This is a genomic window from Aestuariivivens insulae (assembly GCF_022662195.1).
GTDB lineage: Bacteria > Bacteroidota > Bacteroidia > Flavobacteriales > Flavobacteriaceae > Aestuariivivens > Aestuariivivens insulae.
In genome coordinates this window covers 62,178-84,575 of record NZ_JAKMCS010000006.1, presented here as the reverse complement: position 1 = coordinate 84,575, position 22,398 = coordinate 62,178, and the positions used below count along the sequence as shown (strand labels likewise).

Annotated in this window: 15 protein-coding genes; 2 read left to right on the top strand and 13 right to left on the bottom strand. The window is 36.3% G+C overall.

Annotated elements, in window-relative coordinates:
* Complete coding sequence (gene hflX, locus MR062_RS09080) at positions 1-1,221, bottom strand: GTPase HflX (protein WP_242203839.1); 1,221 nt, start codon at positions 1,219-1,221, stop codon at positions 1-3.
* Positions 1,222-1,295: 74 nt separating this feature from the next.
* Here hflX and MR062_RS09075 point away from each other — a divergent pair, with 74 nt between their 5' ends.
* Positions 1,296-2,264: an endonuclease/exonuclease/phosphatase family protein gene (locus tag MR062_RS09075; protein ID WP_242203838.1), complete on the top strand. Its 969-nt coding sequence runs from the start codon at positions 1,296-1,298 to the stop codon at positions 2,262-2,264.
* A gap of 55 nt (positions 2,265-2,319) precedes the next feature.
* On the opposite strand, the gene MR062_RS09070 is transcribed toward MR062_RS09075, so the two are convergent.
* Both MR062_RS09070 and MR062_RS09065 read right to left on the bottom strand, forming a co-directional pair.
* Positions 2,320-3,690, bottom strand: a complete 1,371-nt coding sequence (locus MR062_RS09070) for a DUF5689 domain-containing protein (protein ID WP_242203837.1) — start codon at positions 3,688-3,690, stop codon at positions 2,320-2,322.
* 20 nt (positions 3,691-3,710) lie between these two features.
* Complete coding sequence (locus tag MR062_RS09065; protein ID WP_242203836.1) at positions 3,711-6,476, bottom strand: carboxypeptidase-like regulatory domain-containing protein; 2,766 nt, start codon at positions 6,474-6,476, stop codon at positions 3,711-3,713.
* A gap of 128 nt (positions 6,477-6,604) precedes the next feature.
* Here MR062_RS09065 and MR062_RS09060 point away from each other — a divergent pair, with 128 nt between their 5' ends.
* Positions 6,605-7,690, top strand: coding sequence for an endonuclease/exonuclease/phosphatase family protein (locus MR062_RS09060; protein WP_242203835.1), 1,086 nt, complete (start codon positions 6,605-6,607; stop codon positions 7,688-7,690).
* 229 nt (positions 7,691-7,919) lie between these two features.
* On the opposite strand, the gene MR062_RS09055 is transcribed toward MR062_RS09060, so the two are convergent.
* The 10 genes from MR062_RS09055 to MR062_RS09010 form a co-directional block, all read right to left on the bottom strand.
* Positions 7,920-8,357 (bottom strand): hypothetical protein, encoded by a 438-nt coding sequence (locus MR062_RS09055; RefSeq protein WP_242203834.1) that lies wholly within the window; start codon positions 8,355-8,357, stop codon positions 7,920-7,922.
* Between the two features lie 263 nt (positions 8,358-8,620).
* Entirely contained in the window at positions 8,621-11,200 is a 2,580-nt protein-coding gene (locus tag MR062_RS09050; protein WP_242203833.1) for a TonB-dependent receptor, read from the bottom strand.
* Between the two features lie 160 nt (positions 11,201-11,360).
* Positions 11,361-12,980 carry a glucose-6-phosphate isomerase gene (gene pgi / locus MR062_RS09045; protein WP_242203832.1) on the bottom strand — a complete coding sequence of 540 codons (1,620 nt, stop codon included), beginning with the start codon at positions 12,978-12,980 and terminating at the stop codon, positions 11,361-11,363.
* Between the two features lies 1 nt (position 12,981).
* Positions 12,982-14,310: a M23 family metallopeptidase gene (locus tag MR062_RS09040; protein WP_242203831.1), complete on the bottom strand. Its 1,329-nt coding sequence runs from the start codon at positions 14,308-14,310 to the stop codon at positions 12,982-12,984.
* The gene (locus MR062_RS09035) at positions 14,268-15,185 is read right to left on the bottom strand and encodes a tryptophan 2,3-dioxygenase family protein (protein ID WP_242203830.1); all 918 of its coding nucleotides are present in this window, start codon (positions 15,183-15,185) and stop codon (positions 14,268-14,270) included. Before MR062_RS09035 ends, MR062_RS09040 begins: the two co-directional genes overlap by 43 nt.
* Before the next feature lie 6 nt (positions 15,186-15,191).
* On the bottom strand, positions 15,192-15,998 hold the full coding sequence (locus MR062_RS09030; protein ID WP_242203829.1) for a DUF3108 domain-containing protein: 807 nt from the start codon (positions 15,996-15,998) through the stop codon (positions 15,192-15,194).
* A gap of 457 nt (positions 15,999-16,455) precedes the next feature.
* Entirely contained in the window at positions 16,456-17,616 is a 1,161-nt protein-coding gene (gene hppD / locus MR062_RS09025) for a 4-hydroxyphenylpyruvate dioxygenase (RefSeq protein WP_242203828.1), read from the bottom strand.
* Between the two features lie 162 nt (positions 17,617-17,778).
* Complete coding sequence (locus MR062_RS09020) at positions 17,779-18,936, bottom strand: homogentisate 1,2-dioxygenase (protein ID WP_242203827.1); 1,158 nt, start codon at positions 18,934-18,936, stop codon at positions 17,779-17,781.
* Between the two features lie 479 nt (positions 18,937-19,415).
* Positions 19,416-20,018, bottom strand: coding sequence for a hypothetical protein (locus tag MR062_RS09015; protein WP_242203826.1), 603 nt, complete (start codon positions 20,016-20,018; stop codon positions 19,416-19,418).
* A gap of 30 nt (positions 20,019-20,048) precedes the next feature.
* On the bottom strand, positions 20,049-22,256 hold the full coding sequence (locus MR062_RS09010) for a patatin-like phospholipase family protein (protein ID WP_242203825.1): 2,208 nt from the start codon (positions 22,254-22,256) through the stop codon (positions 20,049-20,051).
* Between the last annotated feature and the right edge of the window lie 142 nt (positions 22,257-22,398).

Here is a 22,398-nt window from a genome sequence, read left to right as displayed (position 1 = left end):
TTAAAGCTCTCCTGTTTCCTCATTATAGTCTGGATACAAAAAGTGGTTGTATGGAAAACGCGTAACGTGAATTTCACGAACCTCATCGTAAACCCGCTTCTTAAAATCTTCTAAGTTTTTCTTATTTAACGCAGAAATAAACAAAGCATTGTTCCCCACTTTACTCATCCAGGTACTTTTCCATTCTTCTAAGGTATAATGCCGCTCCGTTTTTTCGATTTCTAAGTCGGTATCATCAAAAGGCTCCGCTTTATAAGCATCTATTTTGTTGAACACCATAATCGTTGGTTTATCGCTACTGTCAATCTCACCTAAAATTTTGTTTACAGACTCTATATGCTCTTCAAAATTAGGATGTGAAATATCTACCACGTGCAATAATAAATCGGCTTCCCTAACCTCATCTAAAGTACTTTTAAAGCTTTCGACCAATTGGGTAGGTAATTTGCGAATAAACCCTACCGTGTCACTTAACAAAAAGGGCAGGTTTTGAATAACCACTTTTCTTACCGTAGTATCGAGCGTTGCAAACAACTTGTTTTCTGCGAAGACTTCACTTTTACTAATCACGTTCATTAAGGTAGACTTCCCAACATTGGTATATCCTACCAAAGCCACACGAACCATTTTGCCTCGATTGCCACGCTGTACCGCCATTTGTTTATCTATGGTTTTAATACGCTCTTTAAGCAAGGCTATTTTATCGCGAACAATACGTCTATCGGTTTCTATTTCGGTTTCCCCAGGACCACGCATTCCTATCCCTCCTTTTTGGCGTTCAAGGTGGGTCCACATCCCTCTTAAACGTGGTAGCAAATATTCGCATTGTGCCAATTCCACTTGTGTTCTGGCATAACTGGTTTGGGCGCGTTGGGCGAAAATATCGAGGATTAAATTGGTCCTGTCCAATACCTTCACATTAAGAATCTTGCTAATATTGCGTTCCTGAGCTGCAGAGAGTTCGTCATCGAAAATAGCAGTGCCAACCTCATGGTCTTCAATAAACTGGCGCACATCCTCCATTTTCCCAGAACCAATAAAAGTCCTAGGATCTGGCTTATCCATCTTTTGGGTAAAACGTCTCACCACTTCACCGCCTGCCGTATAGGTTAAAAACTCCAGTTCATCTAAATATTCCTTAGATTTATCTTCGTCTTGATCTTTAGTAATAATACCTATTAATACTGTTTTTTCTAGCTCAATGTCCTTCTTCTCAATCATATAAAAAAATAATGCACAAAGTTACATAATTGTAGCCACTTTAATTTTTATATTTTTAGGGATAATTTTGATTTATGACAGATTACCAAGAACAGCTCCAAGTGCATCACAACATGCAAACCATTGCATTTTACAACCTTGAAAACTTATTCGATTTAGTTGATGATAAGTATACCAACGACAATGATTTTCTACCGATATCAGCTAAAAAATGGACTCCTAAACGCTATGAAAACAAGCTAAGGAAATTGGGTTTTGCCATTTCCAATATTGGGAAACATGAAACAGGGAAACATCCAACACTTGTGGGCTTAGCTGAAGTTGAAAATGCCAAGGTTATTGAAGATCTTATTAGCTCCAAGCATTTGGAAGACTGCAATTACAACTACGTACATTACGATTCACCAGATGAACGTGGTATTGATGTCGCTTTATTATATGATACCACCGCTTTTGAAGTCCTTGATTCTGAACCCTACACCATACAACTAACAAACGACAATGGCTTACCCGATTATACAAGGGATATTTTATTGGTAACCGGATTACTTGATGGTGAGCAAATCCATATTATTGTAAACCACTGGTCCTCCAGGCGGGAAGGCGAAAAAGAAACCGAAACTAAGCGTTTGGCTTCCTCGAATAAAGTTAGCGACATTATAAAAACACTGCAATTGCAGTTTGAAGACCCTAAAATAATTGTTATTGGCGATTTTAATGATGAACCCAATAATATAAGCGTTAAACAAATAGTCCATAATTTCAACTTATTCAATCCCATGGAAACCTTACGCTCCTATAGTAGGGGCTCTGTATACCATAACAGAAAGTGGAGCCTGTTCGATCAAATTTTCTTTACCATTAACTTTTTAAAAAGCTCTAACCAAAACTATGAATTTTTTAAGGCCGACATTTTTGATGAAGACTTTTTAAAACTCTTTCATGGGCCTTATAAAGGGTCTCCCTTTAGAACCTATCTCGGAAAAAAATATAAGGGCGGCTATAGCGACCATTTTCCTGTGTATGCTATTTTTAAGAAATAACTTAACTTATGTATGTCTTTATCCAAGATTCACGTTATAAAATACATTGGGCAACCTATTCCCCTTTAACTTCTACATTGTCAATTTCATAAGTTGCAGATGAAGTTGTTGTGGACGTATATTTAAATGCAATATACAAATTGCCCCCTGCTGCTGCAGACACATCTACCTCACCTGAGTTAGTCCAGGACGACCAACTGCCCGTATTGGCATCTAATGTTACTTCCAAAGCCTCCCATGTACCATCTGTGGTTGGATTACCTCCATTATAGTCTGTTGACATGTAAACTTCCAAAACTGGGCCACTGTACCTAACAACCGATTGAAAAGCAAATGTTGCCGTGGTATAATTGGATAAATCTATAGCTTTAGAAATCAACCAATCTTCGTTAGCTCTACTTTCTCCATTAAATCCAGACATGGTCGCGCTATCAGTTGGATTTCCAAAGGAGTTGTAATACCATGTCTCTTCACCCGTAACACTGTAAACCGTCCAATTATCTAAATTGCCTTGGTTGAACGTATCGAAGAATAATGGGTCGCAGCGATTACCATCCATAATAACATCATCAGGATTGTTAATATTAATCACTAAGTTATACCCGTTGTAAGTTGAATTTATAATACCCGAAATTGAACCTTTACCACTTGTTGGAAGTGTTATATCTCTAAAACTGGCAAAAGAACTTGTTTCCATTATAAAACTTGAAGTGTCTGTGCAACTTGTAATGGTTCTCTGTGAATCGAAATCGTCTGTTGGGTCTACATAAGGCTCCCCTTCTAACTCTAAGGAAAATTGAACATCTACCAATTTAACAAACATCCCCACATGGGACTCTTCTACATCTGTGATGCTTAACTCCAAAGGCACCAATTCCTTTGTTTCAGAAGATCTAAACACATGGTCTCCTATTTGATTTTGGGTAATCCCTAAAATATCACCATTAGAATCGTCATATTTACCTCCTATGGTAATTACATCTATTTGCCTATTACTTGTACTGGCATTGGTCTCTCCTATGTACAATCCCTTTAAATACAAGTAAACTTCCCTACCTACATTAAACTGATTGTAGGTATTGGATTGGTTTATAACTACCTTAAGGGCTGCTGTTGGATTTTCTGGACTGTCTTGGATAAAAAATTCTTTATAAAAATTTCCTGTTCTGTCACTTGAAGAGACATAGCCCTTCACTGCAATTTCAGATTCCAAAAATCTTGCCTCGCCATTAACAAAAAGGGCTTTTACCTCATCTATTGCTTTCAATTGAACTTCATTAGATTCAATTTTGCCCAACAATTCATTCAGCTTAGTGTGTTCTTCTTTTCCTAAACTTTCGGGAATGGCATAATCGTTATCCTGTACACAAGACGTTAACGAAAGCATGGATGCCAATAGCCCTGTTAAAAATGTATTGATTCTCATAATTAGTTGATATTATTTTTTTAAAATCTAAGGTTTACATTAACAAAGAAGGTTGTACCTCTACCGTACCAATACTTTGGTCCAAACACACGTTTAGGATTTGCATTATCATCCCTCAACGCTCTGTAATTCGCGTTACGCCCTTGCTCAAAACCTCCTGTTTTATATTCCCTATTCAAAAGGTTATTAATACTAGCAAAAACACTCAGGTACTTTCCCAATATTCTCCAAGATTTACCTCCAACCATATTAACCACCATATAGTCATCGAACTTTTCTTGCTTTAATAATGCCCTAGCTATTTCTGGATCATAATCGTTAAAAGGAAGTCCATCGGCATCCAAATAAAAATTTTCTGTTCGGGTAAGCGTATTAATATCTGAGTACGTATTCGTAAAAAAGTTTGCCATAGCTCCAAACCACCAATAATCGGGGTCCCTGTATTCAAATCCAACTGAATAGGCACGTTGCGGACCACCAGCTATTTTATAGTCTTTTAAATTGGCCTGCCCATAGGAAATTGAACCATCGGGAGTGGTAAAGCTGGAGGATGTTAAATATAGGTTAGGGTTATTGTTATAGGTAAATTGACCTACCGAAGCTGCCCCCTTCAAATTAATGGTTGGCGTAACTTGGACCTCAATGCCTAATTCTGCTCCAAAGTGTTTTTTATTGACACCTTGCAAAATTTCCTGTACAAATGCCGATGTTTGGTTGTCTTGGATATTTTCACTTCCGCTTAACCCATCAGCAAAATAGAAGCCCACTTCATTGGCATCTTTAACGGTTAGATAGTAACCTGTAAGTTTTGCTTTTACAGTAGGCGACCTATAAATATAGCTCGCATCTACAGCCATTATTTTTTCTACACCTATTTGCTTTACAATGCTATGGTTCTCTCTGGAATTGGAAAAGGTATTGCCTAAAGACGGTGCTTTCGTAACGTAACCCACATTCATATTTATTAAATGCTTCCCTGTAATTTTATAGGTAAGCCCTGCTTTAGTTCCTATTCCCTTAAAAGATATTTTTTTCCCTTTACCGTAAGATTGTTCTCCTGCAAATCGGCTATGTTCCCAAAGACCTTCCCTTTGGTATGAGGTCTTGGTAATACTTGCCGAAAGGTAAAAATCTATCTTATTATAGTTGAATTGTCCTTGTGCATAACCCGAAATAACATCGGCATATAGGCTATAATTATATCTATATTTATCGCCTTTGCCCACCAATCTATCTGGATTTTGGGCATCATATTGGTAATTATCAAATGAATCGACATTTAAGAGCCCTACATTTGAGCCCAATAAATCTAATACTTCAGCAAAATTTTCAGATCTAAGACTTTTATAGTTAATCGAGGCATTTAATAAGATGTGCTCATTAATTTCTGAACTTAAAATGGAGTTAATGGTCAACTGCTTATCGTCTACTCTATCTTCATACAACGCATAAGCTGCATTTAAACCGCCAATGTTATTAGTCAAATTAGCGTCAAGAATAGGTTCCCAACTTATTTGACCGTCTTCAATAAAACGTTGTTCGAGTTGATAGGCCGATGCGTAATCTGGTCCATCGGGATCCGACAAGGCATAACTTGGTAGCTTTTGGTAATATGTTGGACTTGGGTTAGCTCCTCCCGAATAATCCAATCGGCTATTCCCTAACTTACCAAACTGATATCCTACATTGGTATTTAATGTTGTTTTACTTGACATGTCCCAATAATGGTTTAACATTAAAATGGGCTCATCAACTTTTTTAATACGGGAGTTGCGTTTCTCGCCATTTAAATCTCCCCAATATTCATTGTATTTAATGCCTTTTAGATTGTAAACTTCTTGCGTATTTGGCGAGGATTTTCCACGTTTGTTAGGCGCATAAATCAATACGAAATTAAGACTATGCTTGTCTTTGATTTTCTTTTCTACGGAAGCAAAAAAGGAATTCGCGCTGTACAATGTAGCGTCTTGATATCCTTCATCACCCCAACGTCTCCCTAGTGATAGCGTAAACGCCCAATTATTTTTTAACAGTCCAGAGGCATAGGTAGCCATTAAACGATTGGTGTAACTTCTATTGGATGACGAATAGGTTATACGCCCACCCGGTCTGGATTGTGATGCCCTCACATTAATATTTGTAGTGCCAAGAATACCTCCAAAACTATAAGCTGAAGGTGTTAAACCCCAAGCCAATTCTTGGTTACGCATAACATCGTTTAAACTACCCCAGTTACTCCATTGCGGTCTTCCGTTATACAGCTTATTCATTGCAATACCATTTATTAAAACAGTACCATTTTCAGAACCTAAGCCTCTTACCTTAAAAAACGAGGAGCTCCACTCGAAAGCGGCCGTTCTTTGAAACACATCTAACGATGAAGCCAATAGCCCAGAAATATTATCGGCTCCACTAGTATCGTCATTAAGTTCATCATCTGTAAGTGTTATGGTAAATAACTCACGTGATGATACATCTACTTCCATAGTCATATCGGTAATGTTCACCGTTTGATGTTCATTCACAACTATAGGATATCGTTTAGTGATGTAACCTACTTTGGAAACTTTTAAGACCTGTTCGCCCAATGGGATGTTGGCCGCAAATTGAAACTCACCCAATGTATTTGTTTGCGTAATTAGGCTAGTCTTTTCGATGGTTACAGAGACATCTGCAATGGGCTCAAAAGATCTTGATTCTTTAATACTCCCTTTAATAATTGTTTGCTGTGCAAATAGTGTAAAAAATGGAAATATCCATAACAAAATAAGTGACAGTATTCTCATGTAAATTTTTAATTAACAGATTCATCATAGAATTAGGGCTGTCTAATTTACATTATTTTGTAAGAATATTATATATTTATTTTAAATTATGTAATTAAATACAAACAAAATAATAATTAATTTTATTGATGAATACATTAAAACCCCTATTGTTTCTAGTATTAATCTGTCTAATTTTTAATGCTAAGGCCCAAGAAAAAAAGTATACCATACATACTATAGCATTTTATAATCTTGAAAACTTGTTCGACACCATCAACGATCCCAATACATTTGATGAAGCAAGCCCTATCATGGAGCTAAAAACCAATAAGTCTGAAGTTTTTAAAAAGAAACTGAATAATATGGCTAAGGTCATTGCAGATATTGGAACAGAAACCGTACATAATTCACCAGCCATTTTAGGTGTTTCGGAAATTGAAAACAGGCAAGTACTGGAACATTTGGTAAACCACCCCTTATTACTTAAAAAAGATTATGGCATCGTACATTTCAATTCTCCTGATGCCCGGGGCATAGATGTTGCCCTACTCTACCAAAAACAACTTTTTACACCAACATATACCAGTAAACATGAATTGAAAATTTTTGATGATACCACCAGAAAACGTATTTATACCCGTGACCAACTATTGGTTAGTGGGATTCTCGATGGCGAACTTATCCACATTATTGTTAATCATTGGCCATCCAGGCGTGGTGGTGAAGCCAAAAGTCGGCCTAAACGGGTGGCAGCAGCAAAGCTGAACAAACATATTATAGATTCGCTACAATCTATTGATCCCTATGCCAAAATTTTCACTATGGGTGATTTAAATGATGATCCCACCAATGCCAGTCTAAAAACAGTTTTAAAAGCCAAAAAGAATAAAAACCGCGTAGGCCTTAAAGGCATCTACAATCCATTTGAAAGCTTCTTTAAAAATGGTTTGGGTACCACGGCTTACAGAGATGTCTGGAGTTTGTTTGATCAAATACTAATAACAAAACCGTTATTGGAAAAAGACTATACGTCGTTTCGCTTTTATAAAGCCGGTATTTTCAATAAACATTATTTAATAAACAAAAAAGGAAGGTATAAAGGCTATCCGTTTAGAAGTTTCGCAGAAGGCCATTTTTCTGGTGGGTATAGCGACCACTTTCCTGTTTATGTTTTTGTGATAAAGGAGAGCTCCTCTGTCCTAACGGACATCTCCCCAAGGGGGAGAAACTAACCATTTACGCTTTACCGAAAATTAAGATATCCAAGTACTCCATGAAATTCTAGACAAAAGCAGTATCAATGCCATACTATAAAAAACGGCCAACACTTTTAGTTTAGATTGTGAGGTAAGTTCCTTTTTGCCACGAAGCTGTCTACCGACAGGCAGGTACACGAATATTTTTAGACTCCATCATTCGTGAATTAGTGGCTTATAAAAAAAGTTTAGAAACCAATAAAAATTAACCCATCCAAGTACTCCAAGGAATTCTGGATAAAAGCAGCACCAAAGCAATACTATAAAAAATAGCCAATACTTTTAGTTTCGCTTGAGAAGTCAACTTCTTTTTATGCTTTGAGTACCCTATAGTTATCAATGCAATCGCAATGATGTTTACCAACGGATGTTCCACAAGGTACAATCTTGCAATAGCATTACCCATAACGCCTCCTCCCAATTCACTCCACAAATCAAACCTAGGGGACACAAAGTATAACACTAAACCTATTAATAACTGAATATGTGATACAATTAAGGTAAATAAGGCTATTCTAAAATCTTTAGGACTGTATTCTTTCCCTGAAAAAGATTTTACCAATGCATTTCCTGCTGCTAGTATTAAAACAAAAAGTACTAAATAGGCCCAATAAGAATGAAGGTTAAGGATAGTCTCGTACATGATATATTTCTTTTATTGAATATCCATAATGTAACATAATACAAAAAAACAGTGTTTTGTCATTCCGACGAAAGGAGGAATCTCTTCAATAATAAAAAGATTCTTCACTTCGCTACGCTCTGTTCTGAATGACAGAACGCAAATTATTACCAATAACGGATTATTCGTTTTTTAAAATGATCCCAACAAATGTACATATAAAAAGTAAAAAAACCGCTTCATAACTGAAGCGGTTTATAATTACTTTATTTGCATAAGTTACTTTAGAAGTTGTAACGCATACTTACATTCCATGTTCTTCCATAGCCAAATCTAACACCATTATCTACATTAACGCCTTTCCAAGTAACATCACCAGCATCAACATGAATGTTATCTCTTGAATTTTCAATATAAACTTCATCAAAAAGATTGTTAATGTTCACCCTAAACTGTAATGAGTTTTTATCATCTTTACCCAATAACCATTTATAAGATACCCCTGCATCTACAGTATCATAAGACGGTAACTTAATAGACCCTCTATTACTTTGGTTTTCAAATTCATCACTTCCAAAATCGGCATTACCATACAAGTTGTCATATTGGTTCCAGTTGGCTCCTACTTTAAAGCGTGGCAAAATCTCATAATCGGCACTAATACCTGCCGTAAATTGAGCAGCTTGACCAACTTTAGCGCCATCTATATAACTGGTGGCTCCTTGAGAGACTACGGCTCCTGTATCGTCTGTAGTTCTAGTCGTTACATTACCATCATAAGTCCAATCTCCTACCGAAATAAAACCGTTAATATCCAATCCATCCATAAAACGGGTAAAGACTTCAAGTTCCACACCCATATGCACTTGCTTTAATGGGCTTGTTTGAGTAAATTCATCATCAAAATTGTCGTCATCGGTATCTCTGGAACTGTAATCAATTTTGTCATCCCAAGTTGTATGGTATATATTCAAATTAGCTGAAACCTGATCCCCTAAAAATTTATATCCTGCTTCAAACCCAGTAATTTTTTGGTTCCCCTTAACAAAAGGATTTAATTGATTTGAAGATCTGTCATCTGTAAACAAATCGGAGTGAAAAGGCTGACGAGAATAATACCCTGCATTTATGAAAACAATATTATTTTCATTCAGATTATAAGATGCCCCTGCTTTAACATTGAATCCTGTATTGTTGATTTTATCTGACTCTTCTGATTTACCCTCAGCTGTAGCATTTGCATATTCAGTTCTAACATGGGACTGTGTAGAAACAGAGCCTTGGAAAAAGGCCGAAAAACTATCATTTGCATATTCCAATTGGCCAAAAACACCATAATAATTAATATGCTCTTCATAATCATAGTTACCAAAACCATGTAAACGCTGTTTATGATCATCATTAGGGTTAAAAAACACGTTCCACGGGTTAATACCACCAAAGACATCTGTAATCTCATACGAACCTCCATTGTATGCACTAGATGCACTTACACTATTAACTGATAAAAATTCATTAACACTTCTAAAATGAATACCATTATATAACCTCGTATCAACACCAACATTTAAACTTAAATTTTCATTTAATTGATTGCTGTAATTACTTATTAAACCATACCAGTTGTGGTTGTTATTTGAACCTCTTGCATATGTAGGGATATTATTAGATCTTCTGGTTGAAGCAAATGCACCTCTTCCTGCCGAAGCATACAAAACAGAAGACAGCGAAGAATTATCATTAATGGTTAAGTCCCAGCTTAAATTAGCAACAGGTTTATGATAAATATTTCTTCCCGTTGGATAAAACCCTCCTTTTAATAAATTGGGGCTATCTACTCCTGTATAGGCAAAGTTATAGCGTCTACCATTATCTAAATAACGTTGTAAACTATTAAAGCCATCTGCAGCATGCCATTGAGGTGCTCCTGTCACCATTAAATTAAAAATATTATTTTCATTTGGCTTATACCCTATAGACAGAAAGTAGGTTTGCCCTTGTCCATCGGTATGGTCTTTCCATCCATCGCCTTGCCAATGTCCCAATAAGGCTGTAAAAGCCCAACCACCTTTTAACATCCCTGTTGAATAAGCCGCCGTTGTTTTGGTATAATTATCGTTTGCAACCATTTGCTGTACAAAACCACCCTCTCTTTTATCTATGGTTTTTGTAACTATATTGACCGTACCACCTACAGAAGAAATAGCTAACTTAGAAGAACCTAACCCTCTTTGCACTTGAACTGCTTGGGCGACATCTAATACACCAGACCAATTAGACCAAAACATCCTACCATCTTCTGGACTATTTATTGGTTGACCATTTAACATAAAAGCCGTATTGGTTTGATCGAAACCTCTTAAAAACAATTGACCATCTCCAAATCCCCCACCTTGAATGGACTGAACCGAAGGTGTTGACTTTAAAATCTCAGGTAAATCTGAATTACCAGTTTTTTCCTGAATTTGTTGTGCCTTAATAGTAGATACAGCTATAGGTGTTTGCCTATCCTCAGCTAAATCGATAACTCCTGAACCAATAATAACAATTTCATCTAAAGAATTATCTGAAGTCAATTTAATTGTTCCTAAATTAGTGTTTCCATTAAAAGATAAGGTTACCGAGCCATAGCCCACATAAGAAATAACAATTTGCCCAGAAGTTGCTTTGGTAGTCATGGTGAACTTCCCGTCAAAATCTGTAGATGTTCCGTTTGTGGTATTTTTTTCAACCACATTTGCACCAGGCAATGGAGAATTAAGGTCTGCATCAATTACTGTTCCTGAAACCGTACTTTGTGCCATCATAACTGTGGAAAATAGCAATACCACAGCCACCATTAAAAAATGAGTAGTTTTTTTCATAATTAATTATTTGAATTAGTCACTATAAAAATACTCATAATAGACTGAAAATCATTACGTAAATGTTAAGAATCTTAACAAGTGTTAATAAATAAAAAAAGCTGTTAACATTTTCATATTAACAGCTATTTGCGATATTTACTGGTATAATCTTGCTTTATTAAGATTTACCCATGTAATAATTCAATAAATTTTGGGTAGATGCGTCATGTTTATTAACAACGTCTCCGTTAAATTCCTGTAAAATTTTTGTTGCCAATTGTTTACCTAGCTCGACCCCAAATTGATCGTAACTAAATATGTTCCAAATAATACCCTGTACAAAGATTTTATGTTCGTACATGGCGATTAACTTCCCTAAACTTTCTGGACTTAGTTTATTGATAAAAATAGTATTTGTTGGTTTGTTTCCTTCAAATATCTTAAATGGAACAATCTCTGGCTTTGTGCCTTCGGCTACAACCTCAGCCTTGGTTTTTCCATTTAACAAAGCTTCGGTCTGCGCCAAAAAGTTTGATATTAGTTTATCTTGATGGTCTTGGTTGCCATGTAACGACTTCACAAAACCTATGAAATCGGCTGGAATTAGTTTTGTTCCTTGGTGTATCAATTGAAAAAACGCATGCTGTGAATTGGTACCTGGCTCGCCCCAAATAAGGGTCCCTGTTTGATAATCTATAGGGTTGCCATTTCTATCTACACTTTTCCCATTGCTCTCCATAATGCCTTGTTGCAAATAGGTGGCAAATTGGTTTAAATATTGGGAATAGGGTATAATAGCTTCGCTTTCGGCATTAAAAAAGTTATTGTACCAAACGCTTATTAATGCCAATATTACCGGGATATTGCTTTTAAAATCTTCATTTTTAAAATGATTATCCATTTTGTTGGCTCCTTTTAACAGGCCATCAAAATGGTCGTAGCCTACAGCTAAACTAATGCTTAGGCCTACAGCACTCCATAAAGAGAAACGGCCACCAACCCAATCCCACATAGGGAAAACGTTGTTCTGGTCTATTCCAAAGTTTTTTACCGCATCAAGGTTTGTAGAAACTGCCACAAAATGCTTGGCGATATCGTCTTGGGAAGCCGACTGTAAAAACCATTCTTTTATGGTTGTTGCATTGGATAAAGTCTCTTGCGTGGTAAACGTTTTAGAAACCACTACAAATAGTGTTGTTTCTGGGTTAAGCTTTTTAATTACTTCGTTTACATGATCGCCGTCCACGTTACTCACAAAGTGTGTCGTTAACTGGTTTTTGTAGTACTGTAATGCATCTACAACCATGGCTGGGCCTAGGTCCGATCCTCCAATTCCTATATTGACCACATCTGTAAAGGCCTTTCCTGTATATCCTTTTAATGTACCATCTACAACTTGGTTTGTAAATGTTTTTATCTTTTCCTTAACCTCATGAACTTCTGGAATAACATTAACACCATCTACATAAAAGGTGTCTGTCTTTGGTGCTCTTAATGCCGTGTGAAGTACTGCCCGCCCTTCGGTTTGGTTAATTTTTTCTCCTGAAAACTGACTTGCAATAGCGTCTTTTAGCTTTACCTCATCGGCTAGTTCTAAAAGAAGTTTTAAAGTTTCTTCGGTTATTCTGTTTTTGGAATAATCTACATAAAAATCGTCCCATTTTATATTGAATTTATCTGCTCTTTCTCCATCTTGGGCAAATAAATCTTTCATATGAACATTTGAAACTGTTTCAAAATGTTCTTCAAGCTTTTTCCAAGCTACTGTGGTTGTTGGGTTTGTATTAGGTAGTGCCATGTTATGATTCTGCTTGTTTAATTACAGGTTTTTCTAACTCCATATCATCTGTAACTTCTGGTTCAAAAAATATATTATCTAATTGATGCTTTATGGGTTTAATAAAATCTAAAAATTCTGCCTTTAAACTATCTGAAATAGGTTTGGCTTCAGGTAATTTTTCCCTAAGGGGATCGACTTGCCTCCCATTTTTCCAAAAACGGTAGCACACATGTGGCCCTCCTGTGTTTCCTGTCATACCTACATAACCAATAACATCGCCTTGCTTTACAAATTGCCCTACTTTCACATTACGCCTGCTCATATGTAAATATTGGGTTTCGTAAGTGGCATTATGCCTTATTTTCACGTACTTACCGTTACCACCACGACGTGTAGATTCAGTAACGGTTCCATTGGCGGTTGCCCGAATAGGTGTCCCTACCGCAGCGGCAAAATCGGTACCTTTATGAGGTCTTAATTTATAACCATAATAGGCTATTCGGCGTTTTAGATTATAACGGGAGGATATTCTACCAAATTGGATAGGTGATTTTAAAAAAGCGCGACGTAAGTTTTTAGCATCTTCGCTAAAATAGTCAACAATACCTTTTAGGGAATCGGTTTGAAAACGAAAAGCATAAAACGGTTCGCTATTATGTTCAAAATAAGCGGCCTTAACATCATGAACGCCAGCATAAATAGTGTCATCTATGTACTTATCGGTATAAATCACCTTAAACCGGTCTCCTTTTTGCAATCGGTTAAAATCTATGGTCCACGCATAAATTTCGTCGGCCAACTTATTGGTCAATACGGGGCTTACCCCTTGTTCATCAATCGTTTCAGAAATACTGCTTGTGATGATTCCCGTTATTGTTTTTTCAACATATTTAATGGGTTTTCGACTTGTGTAAGCATGTATGGAGTCTTTAAAATTAATAACTAAATACTCTTCCTTATTGGGCTGATAAATGAAGGTTTCGGGTAATTCCAATGAATCCTTAGAGCATAAAATAGTATAAGGTTTTCCCTGCTGGAAAAAACGCGCAATATTGTAAGTTTCCTTAGTTTTTTCTGCAATATGAAAAATTTTAGGGTATCCTATTTTATTGCGTTCTAAAATCTGACCGAAACTTTCCCCAGATTTTACGGTATCCCGTTTAACTATATAATCGTTAAGCTTAAAGCCAAATTCAAAAATTTCTTTAGGCGCTTCTACCTTGGCTATTTCTTGTTTAACTTCTTCTTCTGGTTTTTTATTGTCTTCTTTGCAGCCGTATAAGGCTACACATAATGCTGATAGTATTAAATATTTGTTCCCCAATCTTCTAGTTCTTTTTTTGTCCATAAATCTGGAAAGAATATTCGCTTTTGATATTTTGGATGCATGTATTTCACCCACTCACTTCCACCGGTGGCTTCGGCAGTTTCACCTCCAATATTTAAATAATGATTTGCCGTATTGTAATGCGCCATAACCCACTTAACGTTTACTGTATAATCGTAGTGGCGCATGGCCTTAATTAAAGCTTGATCATCTTTTACCTCTGGCGGCAACGCCTTAAATTTGGTCCACAGGTTATTTTTGTTATAAAATTGCGTAAATCTAATAAATTCGTCTTTATAACGTTCTTCAAAAATTGTTAAAGTATAACTCTTTTTCCCTGTTTTATAATCTTTCCCGGCTGCTTGCCAATACAAATGTTCAAAGGCATTTTCGTAAGATGAATTTCTATCTATGGTTTCCCGAAAACGCTTATCAATAAGATTAATAAGTTCGGTCGAGGCCACTTCAATTTTTCGGTATTGTACACTTTGAAATCCGCTTGCAGGTGTTAATGTGGTCCTAAACTTATTGTATTGCTCAACATCCATACCATCTTTCATAATACTGAAAGACGAGGTAAGCACATCGAAATAGCGGCTCACCCGCATAATTTTGTCAGTAAAAATTTCGGCAGTTAATGTTGGATGCTTAGCAACCTGTTCTATTTCGCTAAGTATCATTTTAAACAACAACTCGGTAACCTGATGGTACATAATAAACACTTTCTCGTCTGGAAGTGATGTACGGGGTACCTGCAGGTTTAGCAAAACATCCGTTTGTATGTAATCCCAATACGTTATGGGCTTACTATGCAATAGCCCTTCAAGATGTGTATCTATATCTTGACCAATGCTATTGTATTTTTCCTCAAGTTGGTTGATTACTTTTTTACTCAAAGCGCCTTAATTATCTACTACAATTTTAAAAGGATGTTTTAACCCTTTAAAAGCCTCCAGATCGGCTCTTAGTGAACCTACCGCCAAGTCGGCTTTAATGCGCAAAGGTAATTTATTTTTATCTTTTGAAACCCAAAGCGTTAAACTTTCTTCTTCTTTAAAAACACGCCCTGCCATTACATAAGGCCTAAATTTTAAGGCTTGAACCATACCAAAATCTGTCTCGATAGTATCTTCTCCCAAGAATTTTAATTTAAACCCATAATTTTCTTCATCAAAAAACATATCTACCCTTACCTCCTCACCTACTTTTAATTTTTCTGTATCTAAGTTATTCCTAAGGTAATAAAACGTAGATACCATATCCTGGATATTGGGCTGGGTATCGAAAACAGATTTCTTATTGTGCTTTTTATCGTTAACGTAAGCTTTATGGTTTTTCTGATCGAAATTAATTTCAATATCCTTGGTATGCCCACCTTCATCTATATTTCTTATAAACTTATAGGGCATAATACTGTCTTTATAAAAATAGCTCTCATAGCGGTCTTTTACCTTAAAGAACCACTTTATCATACCAGTAGTCCAGCCTTTACCTATAACATGAAATGCCTCTTTATTGTTATGTTTCGATTCTTTTACAGTAAGTGTTGCATTTCCTGCTTTTAAAAAGCCACTGTAACTCATTTTGAATTTAAACCATTCGCCTTCTCCAAAAGCCGATTCATTGGTTTTGGTCTTCAACAAACTGGATTGCGCAAACACCATTTGCGTTACCAACATAAGAAATATAATGAGCTGTCTCTTTTTCATCTATTTAAAAATTTTTATTTCATTAAAAATGAAACAAATAAAAATTTTACCCTTCGATCAACCGCTGCGCTTTCACACAAAAAATTAAATTATTTCGGTGGATAAGCAAAAAATTAAATTTATTTGTGCTCATTTCATAGCTTTCAAACAATTGCAACCTTTAATTGTTTTTCCAACAGAGAATACAATTACTGTTCCAAAAATAATAAAGAATTTCGGTTTTTGTCCCTCAAGATAAAAAACCAAAATTCTTTATTTAGATTCCCGTTTTATTCATAGGTACATATTTTTAAATTTTTGTATTCATGAATCTTCGATTTCACGGGAATGACATCCTGCCTGCCGACAGGCAGGTTCAATGGAAACCCTAATGCAAGCATTCGGGAATTTTTTTTCGATTAAAACAAAAAACGCCATCAAAAATAAAATTGATGGCGTTTATCATTTCATAACCAACTTATAAGGTTCCTCTTTTGGCCTGTTCCCTTTCTATAGATTCGAAAAGGGCCTTAAAATTACCGGCTCCAAAGCCTCTAGCGCCCATGCGCTGTATGATCTCAAAGAACAGTGTTGGCCTATCCTCTACTGGCTTGGTAAATATTTGAAGTAGGTACCCTTCATCATCTGCATCGATCATAATCCCCAAGCTTTTAAGGGTTTCAATATTTTCCCTTAGCTGATGGCTGTGTTCCTCTAAACGGCCTGGTACTGCTCTATAATATTCTTCTGGTGGTGTCGATAAAAACTCGACGCCTCTCGCCCTTAATTGGCTAACCGTACTAATAATATCGTCTGTTGCCACGGCTATATGCTGCACTCCTGAACCTTCGTAAAAATCGAGATACTCTTCTATTTGGGATTTCTTTTTCCCTTCTGCTGGCTCGTTAATTGGGAATTTTATACGTCCGTTACCATTACTCATCACCTTACTCATAAGTGCTGAATATTCGGTATGGATTTGTTTGTCATCAAACGACAGGAAGTTTTCGAACCCCATAACGTCTTCATACCATTTTACCCAAGTATTCATTTGTCCCCAGCCTACATTGCCTACCATGTGGTCTATATATTTTAGGCCCACTGGGGTTGGGTTATAATCGCTTTCCCAGGCTGCAAACCCTGGCAAAAAGGTTCCATTATAATTCTTACGTTCCACAAACATATGAACGGTTTCTCCATAGGTATAAATACCCGCTCTAACGACTTCGCCATGCTCATCCTGTTCTACAACGGGTCCCATATACGATTTGGCGCCACGGCTTGTAGTTTCCTGATAGGCTTTTCTAGCGTCCTCAACCCAAAGGGCTATAACTTTTACACCATCGCCATGTTTTACAATATGGTCGTTTATTGGCGATTTACTGGTTAGCGGCGTGGTTAAGACCAACTTAATTTTGTCCTGTTTTAGCACATAGCTTACCGTTTCTTTGGATCCTGTTTCCAGCCCCTTATAAGCATAGGACTGAAAACCAAATGCCGTTTTATAAAAATGGGCCGCTTGTTTGGCATTGCCTACATAAAACTCTACATAATCTGTTCCCAAAAGCGGCAAAAAGTCCTGTGCCCCTTCAAATATTTTTTCTAAACCGTAGTTTACTGATTTTATTTCTTTACTCATGATATATACATTTAACAGTTGAATTGTTTAGCTCTATTAATCTTTAAAATAGCCCTGATTGAGGTAGTTTGTTGGAGCTCTTTTATATTTCGGACTTCGAGAGCCTCAGTCACCGAAATATAAAAAGCGACTACCGAAAGCAGGAAATAGCTCCTAATTAATTTACTCTAACCAAGATTTATAATACGCCTCATCGGCTATTTTCATAGCTTCCTCGGTGACCATTAATGGCTTAAAGGTATCTACCATAACGGCCAGTTCTTGCGTGTTTACCTTGCCTATACTCCTTTCGGTTGCCCCAGGATGTGGCCCATGTGGAATACCTGCCGGATGTAACGATATGTGCCCTGCTTCTATATCGTTTCTGCTCATAAAATCCCCGTCTACATAATACAGCACCTCATCGCTATCTATATTACTATGATTATAGGGTGCGGGTATGGATTGGGGGTGGTAATCGTACAGGCGCGGCACAAAACTACACACCACAAAGGCATCGGTCTCAAAAGTTTGGTGTACTGGTGGCGGTTGATGGATACGTCCTGTTATGGGTTCGAAATCGTGAATGGAAAATGCATACGGATAGTTATACCCATCGTAGCCCACCACATCAAACGGATGGGACGCATAGACCATTTCTATAATATCGCCTTGCTTTTTTACTTTTATTAAAAAGTCTCCCGACTCGTTATAGGTCTCCAGTTCTTGTGGCCTACGTATGTCGCGTTCGCAAAACGGCGAATGCTCCAGCAATTGCCCAAACCAATTACGATAACGCTTTGGCGTATAGATTGGTCGGTGTGATTCTACAATAAACAGTCGGTTGTCTTCGGTATCGAAGTCTATTTTATAAATAATGCCCCGAGGAATTAACAGGTAATCGCCATATTTAAAGTCGAGGTTTCCCAACATGGTACGTAACTTCCCTGTTCCCCTATGGATAAAGATGAGTTCATCTGCATCGGTATTCTTATAAAAATAATCTTTGGTTGATTGCTTTGGAGCGGCTAAAACAATAGCACAATCGCTATTTACCAAAACAGTCTTTCTGCTTTCTAAAAAATCGTTTTCCGGTTTTACCTGAAAGCCCCTTAAGCGATAGGACTGCATATTGTTTGCCTTTGCAATTTTTGGCGCTACACTGTATTGCTTTTTAATAGCTTTAACCTGTGTAGGGCGCTGTTCGTGGTAACTGTTGGTATACATTCCGTCGAAACCAATGGTACCAAATAATTGCTCGTAGTATAGGCTTCCATCTGGTTTCCTAAATTGTATATGGCGTTTGTGGGGGATCTCCCCTAATTTATGATAAAATGGCATTTTTTTTAATATTAAAGGTTAGATATAAAAGGCTTTAAACTATAAAACCTTAAATTTCAATTACATATAAAAATACAAAAAAATGCTTGCTTATTCAGGATTTCTCTTGATAAGGTAATGAAGAAACTGCAATAAATCGTTCCAAAATAATTGCATACTTGACAAATATCAGAAAAAATTATCTGGAATCTATACTATTTCAATTTTTTTAGAAACTAAAAGTTTTCTTAAAAACAAATAATTAATTTGACTTATACTAAATATTTTTATTTCCTCTTACCCGTTTTGTGTGTTTTAGAACACAATCATAGTAAATATTCCTGTTAGAGTGATTTTGAAAAAAGAAAAAATAAGGTTTCTCTTTGATATTGGACCTCAATATTATTTTGACACTAAAGGAAATAGTGGCTTCTTCCCATTTATGATTCAACTCAATTTGGGTTTCAACCTATCTCATTAGCTCTAAAAGCACTATTAATTCATTTTTTAACACGATGCTTTTTATAATATCTCATTAATCTATATAACCCCATTATTTTGATAGTTTCAGGCTGAGTTACTAATCCCCAATCTTGTTCTTCATTAAGTTCACGCTTATCTACACCAATAATACTAGAGCTAGATAATAGTACTAACTCATTTAAGTCATAAATCTTAATATCTACTTTAGCACTATTTTTTTTTACCGAAGAACCATAACCATATGGTGTTGAACCTGTAAAGCTCGACATTTCACTATTAAGCACAGTTGCTTTAATGTTTATCAAGTAATCACATCCTGTTCCTTCCTGAACTTCCTCCATAACTTCCTTTGCAAGATCAAAAGGTATTTCTGCCCTCATAAGACCAGAACCCATATTTTGAACATTTTGTATTTCAAACAAAGAATCACCAATAATTTTCCCAAAATGTTTTAATGCATAGTTATACATTTGAGAATTCTTTTTTTCATATATTTCATTCAATACCCACTTGCCCGAGTTAAAATTAAGAGACTTTCCTTTTTCGAATGTCCTTATGTATTTTGCTCCTCTGCAGTTATACAGTCCAATTAATAAAACAATAAAAATAATTTTTTTCATCTCTTCGACACATAAACCCCAATAAAACCTTCAAAACCAAAATCCTACGTTAAAAAACCAAATGCTTTGCTTTCGCTCTGTAGAATAAGAATATTTTACTTGTACAGGACCTACAAAGGTGTTTATGGCATAGCCCAAAGCATAGCCTCTATAATCGGGCAGGGTAAACCACTCTCCTGTTTCAAAAATATCGTCATCGACATTGGCCCAGTTCCCTTCCAATGTAATGTGGTGGTTTTTTAGGATCTCATAATCTGCCATGGCAGCTACCTTAACATAACTATTTCCTGTAAGCGAGATAAAATCGTAACCCACAAATGGAATAAAATTGTTAATTAAATTGTTCCCATAACCTCCTAATGCAAAATCAAGGGTTTGGGTTGATTTATCTCCTAGTTTAAATCCGCCACTAGCCTGAAGGTTGATTGCCATCTTATCTGAAACAGAAAACGCATAGCCCATGTTTGCTTTGGCTATTGAAAAATCATGAAAATCCTCATGAAAATGCGACGCAAAGAGATACAAATGTATGTCTCCATTAAAATACACCCCTCGCTTAGGAAAATATTTATTGTCGTAGGTGTCCAGTTTTAAATTTGCAAATACACTAAAGTAGTCGGTATTTTCAAATATAAATTTGTCATTTGGATTCTTGGTCAATAAGGTTTCAGACTTCACTTTCAAGCGCTTATGCTCTGCCCCCAAACTCAACGCAAAATCTTTTCTTAAAAGTGTTTGTAAATAAAACTGATTGGTTTGGTCCTCCAGTTCTACATCTATTTTATTGATTCCCATCGCCTCAATTTCACTTTCGTCAAACAACAATTGCGCACTAATGTTTTTATTAAATCCATTAAACCTAGACCGCAGACCAATGCTCCAGTAAAACCCTTTATCTATTAAGTACTCAAAATTATAACGTACGTTATCGCCTAAAATAATATCTAAAGACGTAATGTCATTATTAAATAAAAACTTTTTTTTGGTGATATTCACTAAAGCAGCACTTTTATATAAATCATCAAAATGTAATCCAAGTTTTAAAAAGGTTGTTGGCTTAGTCTCCCTAACATTGGCCTGTAAATTATAGCCTCCACTCTCTCGGTCCTTTTCTAAATCAAAATCAAATGAATCGAAATTGTCGGTGGCAATTAAATTGTTTATGCCTTTTTCAAAATCCTTAAAACTTATGCGCTCATTCTTTTTAATTTTTAACTTCCCCAAAACATAGGCTCTAGTATACTTATTATTCCCATTAACCTGAATGCGATTTATGTAAATACTATCGTAATTAAACTTTTTTACCTCTATTTTTTCGTTAATCCCTTGCTGTTGCGCTAAAACTTGTAGATTTTTTATTTTGTCCTGTGCTGCATCTACTCCTTGTTTTATAATTTTATCTGCTTCATCGAAAGAAACTACAGAGAAATCTTTGATATTAGGTTTGATATAAATATCTGTTTTCTTCGACTTAGACTTCATTGCTTTTATGGTCCTGAAGTTATTTACTTGTAACAACACACTAGGCGCAGAACCTAATTCTTCCCTACTTAATAAGCCATCCTGAACATCGATACCTATAATAACATCGACGCCTTTGTCCCGCAATTCATCAACAGGATAGTTATTTACAACTCCTCCATCGGTCAACACTTGATTGTCTATAACCACCGGTTGAAATAAGGATGGCAAAGCCCCACTGGCCATAATAGCTTGTGCTAGGTTGCCTCGATCTAAAAAGACAGGCTCTCCTGTTTCTATATTGGTAGCTATACAAAAAAATGGAATGGGCAGCTTATCAAAAGACTCTATATCGCTAACATGTAACAATAGTTTTGCCAAGGCATTGTATGCATTTTGGCCTCTAGACAAAGCCGATGGTAATTTCACTTTAAAGTTATCGAAGGGTAAGCTAAGTGCGTATTTTTCAGAATTACCTCGCTCAAAAAAATCTTTAGAGGCCCTTGGTAGCTTATCATTTATAACTTTATCAAAGTTGATGTGTTCAAAAATGGAATCTAATGCTTTACCTGAATAGCCCGAGGCATAAAGCGCACCTATTATAGCTCCCATACTGGTTCCCGCCACATAATCTATTTTAACCCCAAGACTATCTATAACTTTTAAAGCGCCAATATGCGCCAAGCCTTTTGCTCCTCCGCCACTCAACACCAAACCAACTTTAGGCGCAGATTGTTCCTGGTCATTATTTTGCGCTTTCGCGGAAAATAAAACCAATAGGAATAGGGTTAATATAAGGGCTTTTTGCTTCAAGTTAGTCTTGTATTTTTCCTGTTGTACATTGGGATTAATTACCTCTTAAAGATCCATTCGAGTGACTTTTTTATAAAAAATCGTATCGAGAACCTGTTTAAAAATC

What these genes read in the sequence shown, in the direction of transcription:
- MR062_RS09075 (WP_242203838.1), top strand. Translation starts at nt 1,296, where the DNA reads ATGACAGATTACCAAGAACAGCTCCAAGTGCATCACAACATGCAAACC.
- MR062_RS09060 (WP_242203835.1), top strand. Translation starts at nt 6,605, where the DNA reads ATGAATACATTAAAACCCCTATTGTTTCTAGTATTAATCTGTCTAATT.
- MR062_RS09055 (WP_242203834.1), bottom strand. Translation starts at nt 8,357, where the DNA reads ATGTACGAGACTATCCTTAACCTTCATTCTTATTGGGCCTATTTAGTA.
- pgi (WP_242203832.1), bottom strand. Translation starts at nt 12,980, where the DNA reads ATGGCACTACCTAATACAAACCCAACAACCACAGTAGCTTGGAAAAAG.
- MR062_RS09050 (WP_242203833.1), bottom strand. Translation starts at nt 11,200, where the DNA reads ATGAAAAAAACTACTCATTTTTTAATGGTGGCTGTGGTATTGCTATTT.
- MR062_RS09015 (WP_242203826.1), bottom strand. Translation starts at nt 20,018, where the DNA reads ATGAAAAAAATTATTTTTATTGTTTTATTAATTGGACTGTATAACTGC.
- MR062_RS09070 (WP_242203837.1), bottom strand. Translation starts at nt 3,690, where the DNA reads ATGAGAATCAATACATTTTTAACAGGGCTATTGGCATCCATGCTTTCG.
- MR062_RS09040 (WP_242203831.1), bottom strand. Translation starts at nt 14,310, where the DNA reads ATGGACAAAAAAAGAACTAGAAGATTGGGGAACAAATATTTAATACTA.
- hppD (WP_242203828.1), bottom strand. Translation starts at nt 17,616, where the DNA reads ATGAGTAAAGAAATAAAATCAGTAAACTACGGTTTAGAAAAAATATTT.
- MR062_RS09065 (WP_242203836.1), bottom strand. Translation starts at nt 6,476, where the DNA reads ATGAGAATACTGTCACTTATTTTGTTATGGATATTTCCATTTTTTACA.
- hflX (WP_242203839.1), bottom strand. Translation starts at nt 1,221, where the DNA reads ATGATTGAGAAGAAGGACATTGAGCTAGAAAAAACAGTATTAATAGGT.
- MR062_RS09020 (WP_242203827.1), bottom strand. Translation starts at nt 18,936, where the DNA reads ATGCCATTTTATCATAAATTAGGGGAGATCCCCCACAAACGCCATATA.
- MR062_RS09030 (WP_242203829.1), bottom strand. Translation starts at nt 15,998, where the DNA reads ATGAAAAAGAGACAGCTCATTATATTTCTTATGTTGGTAACGCAAATG.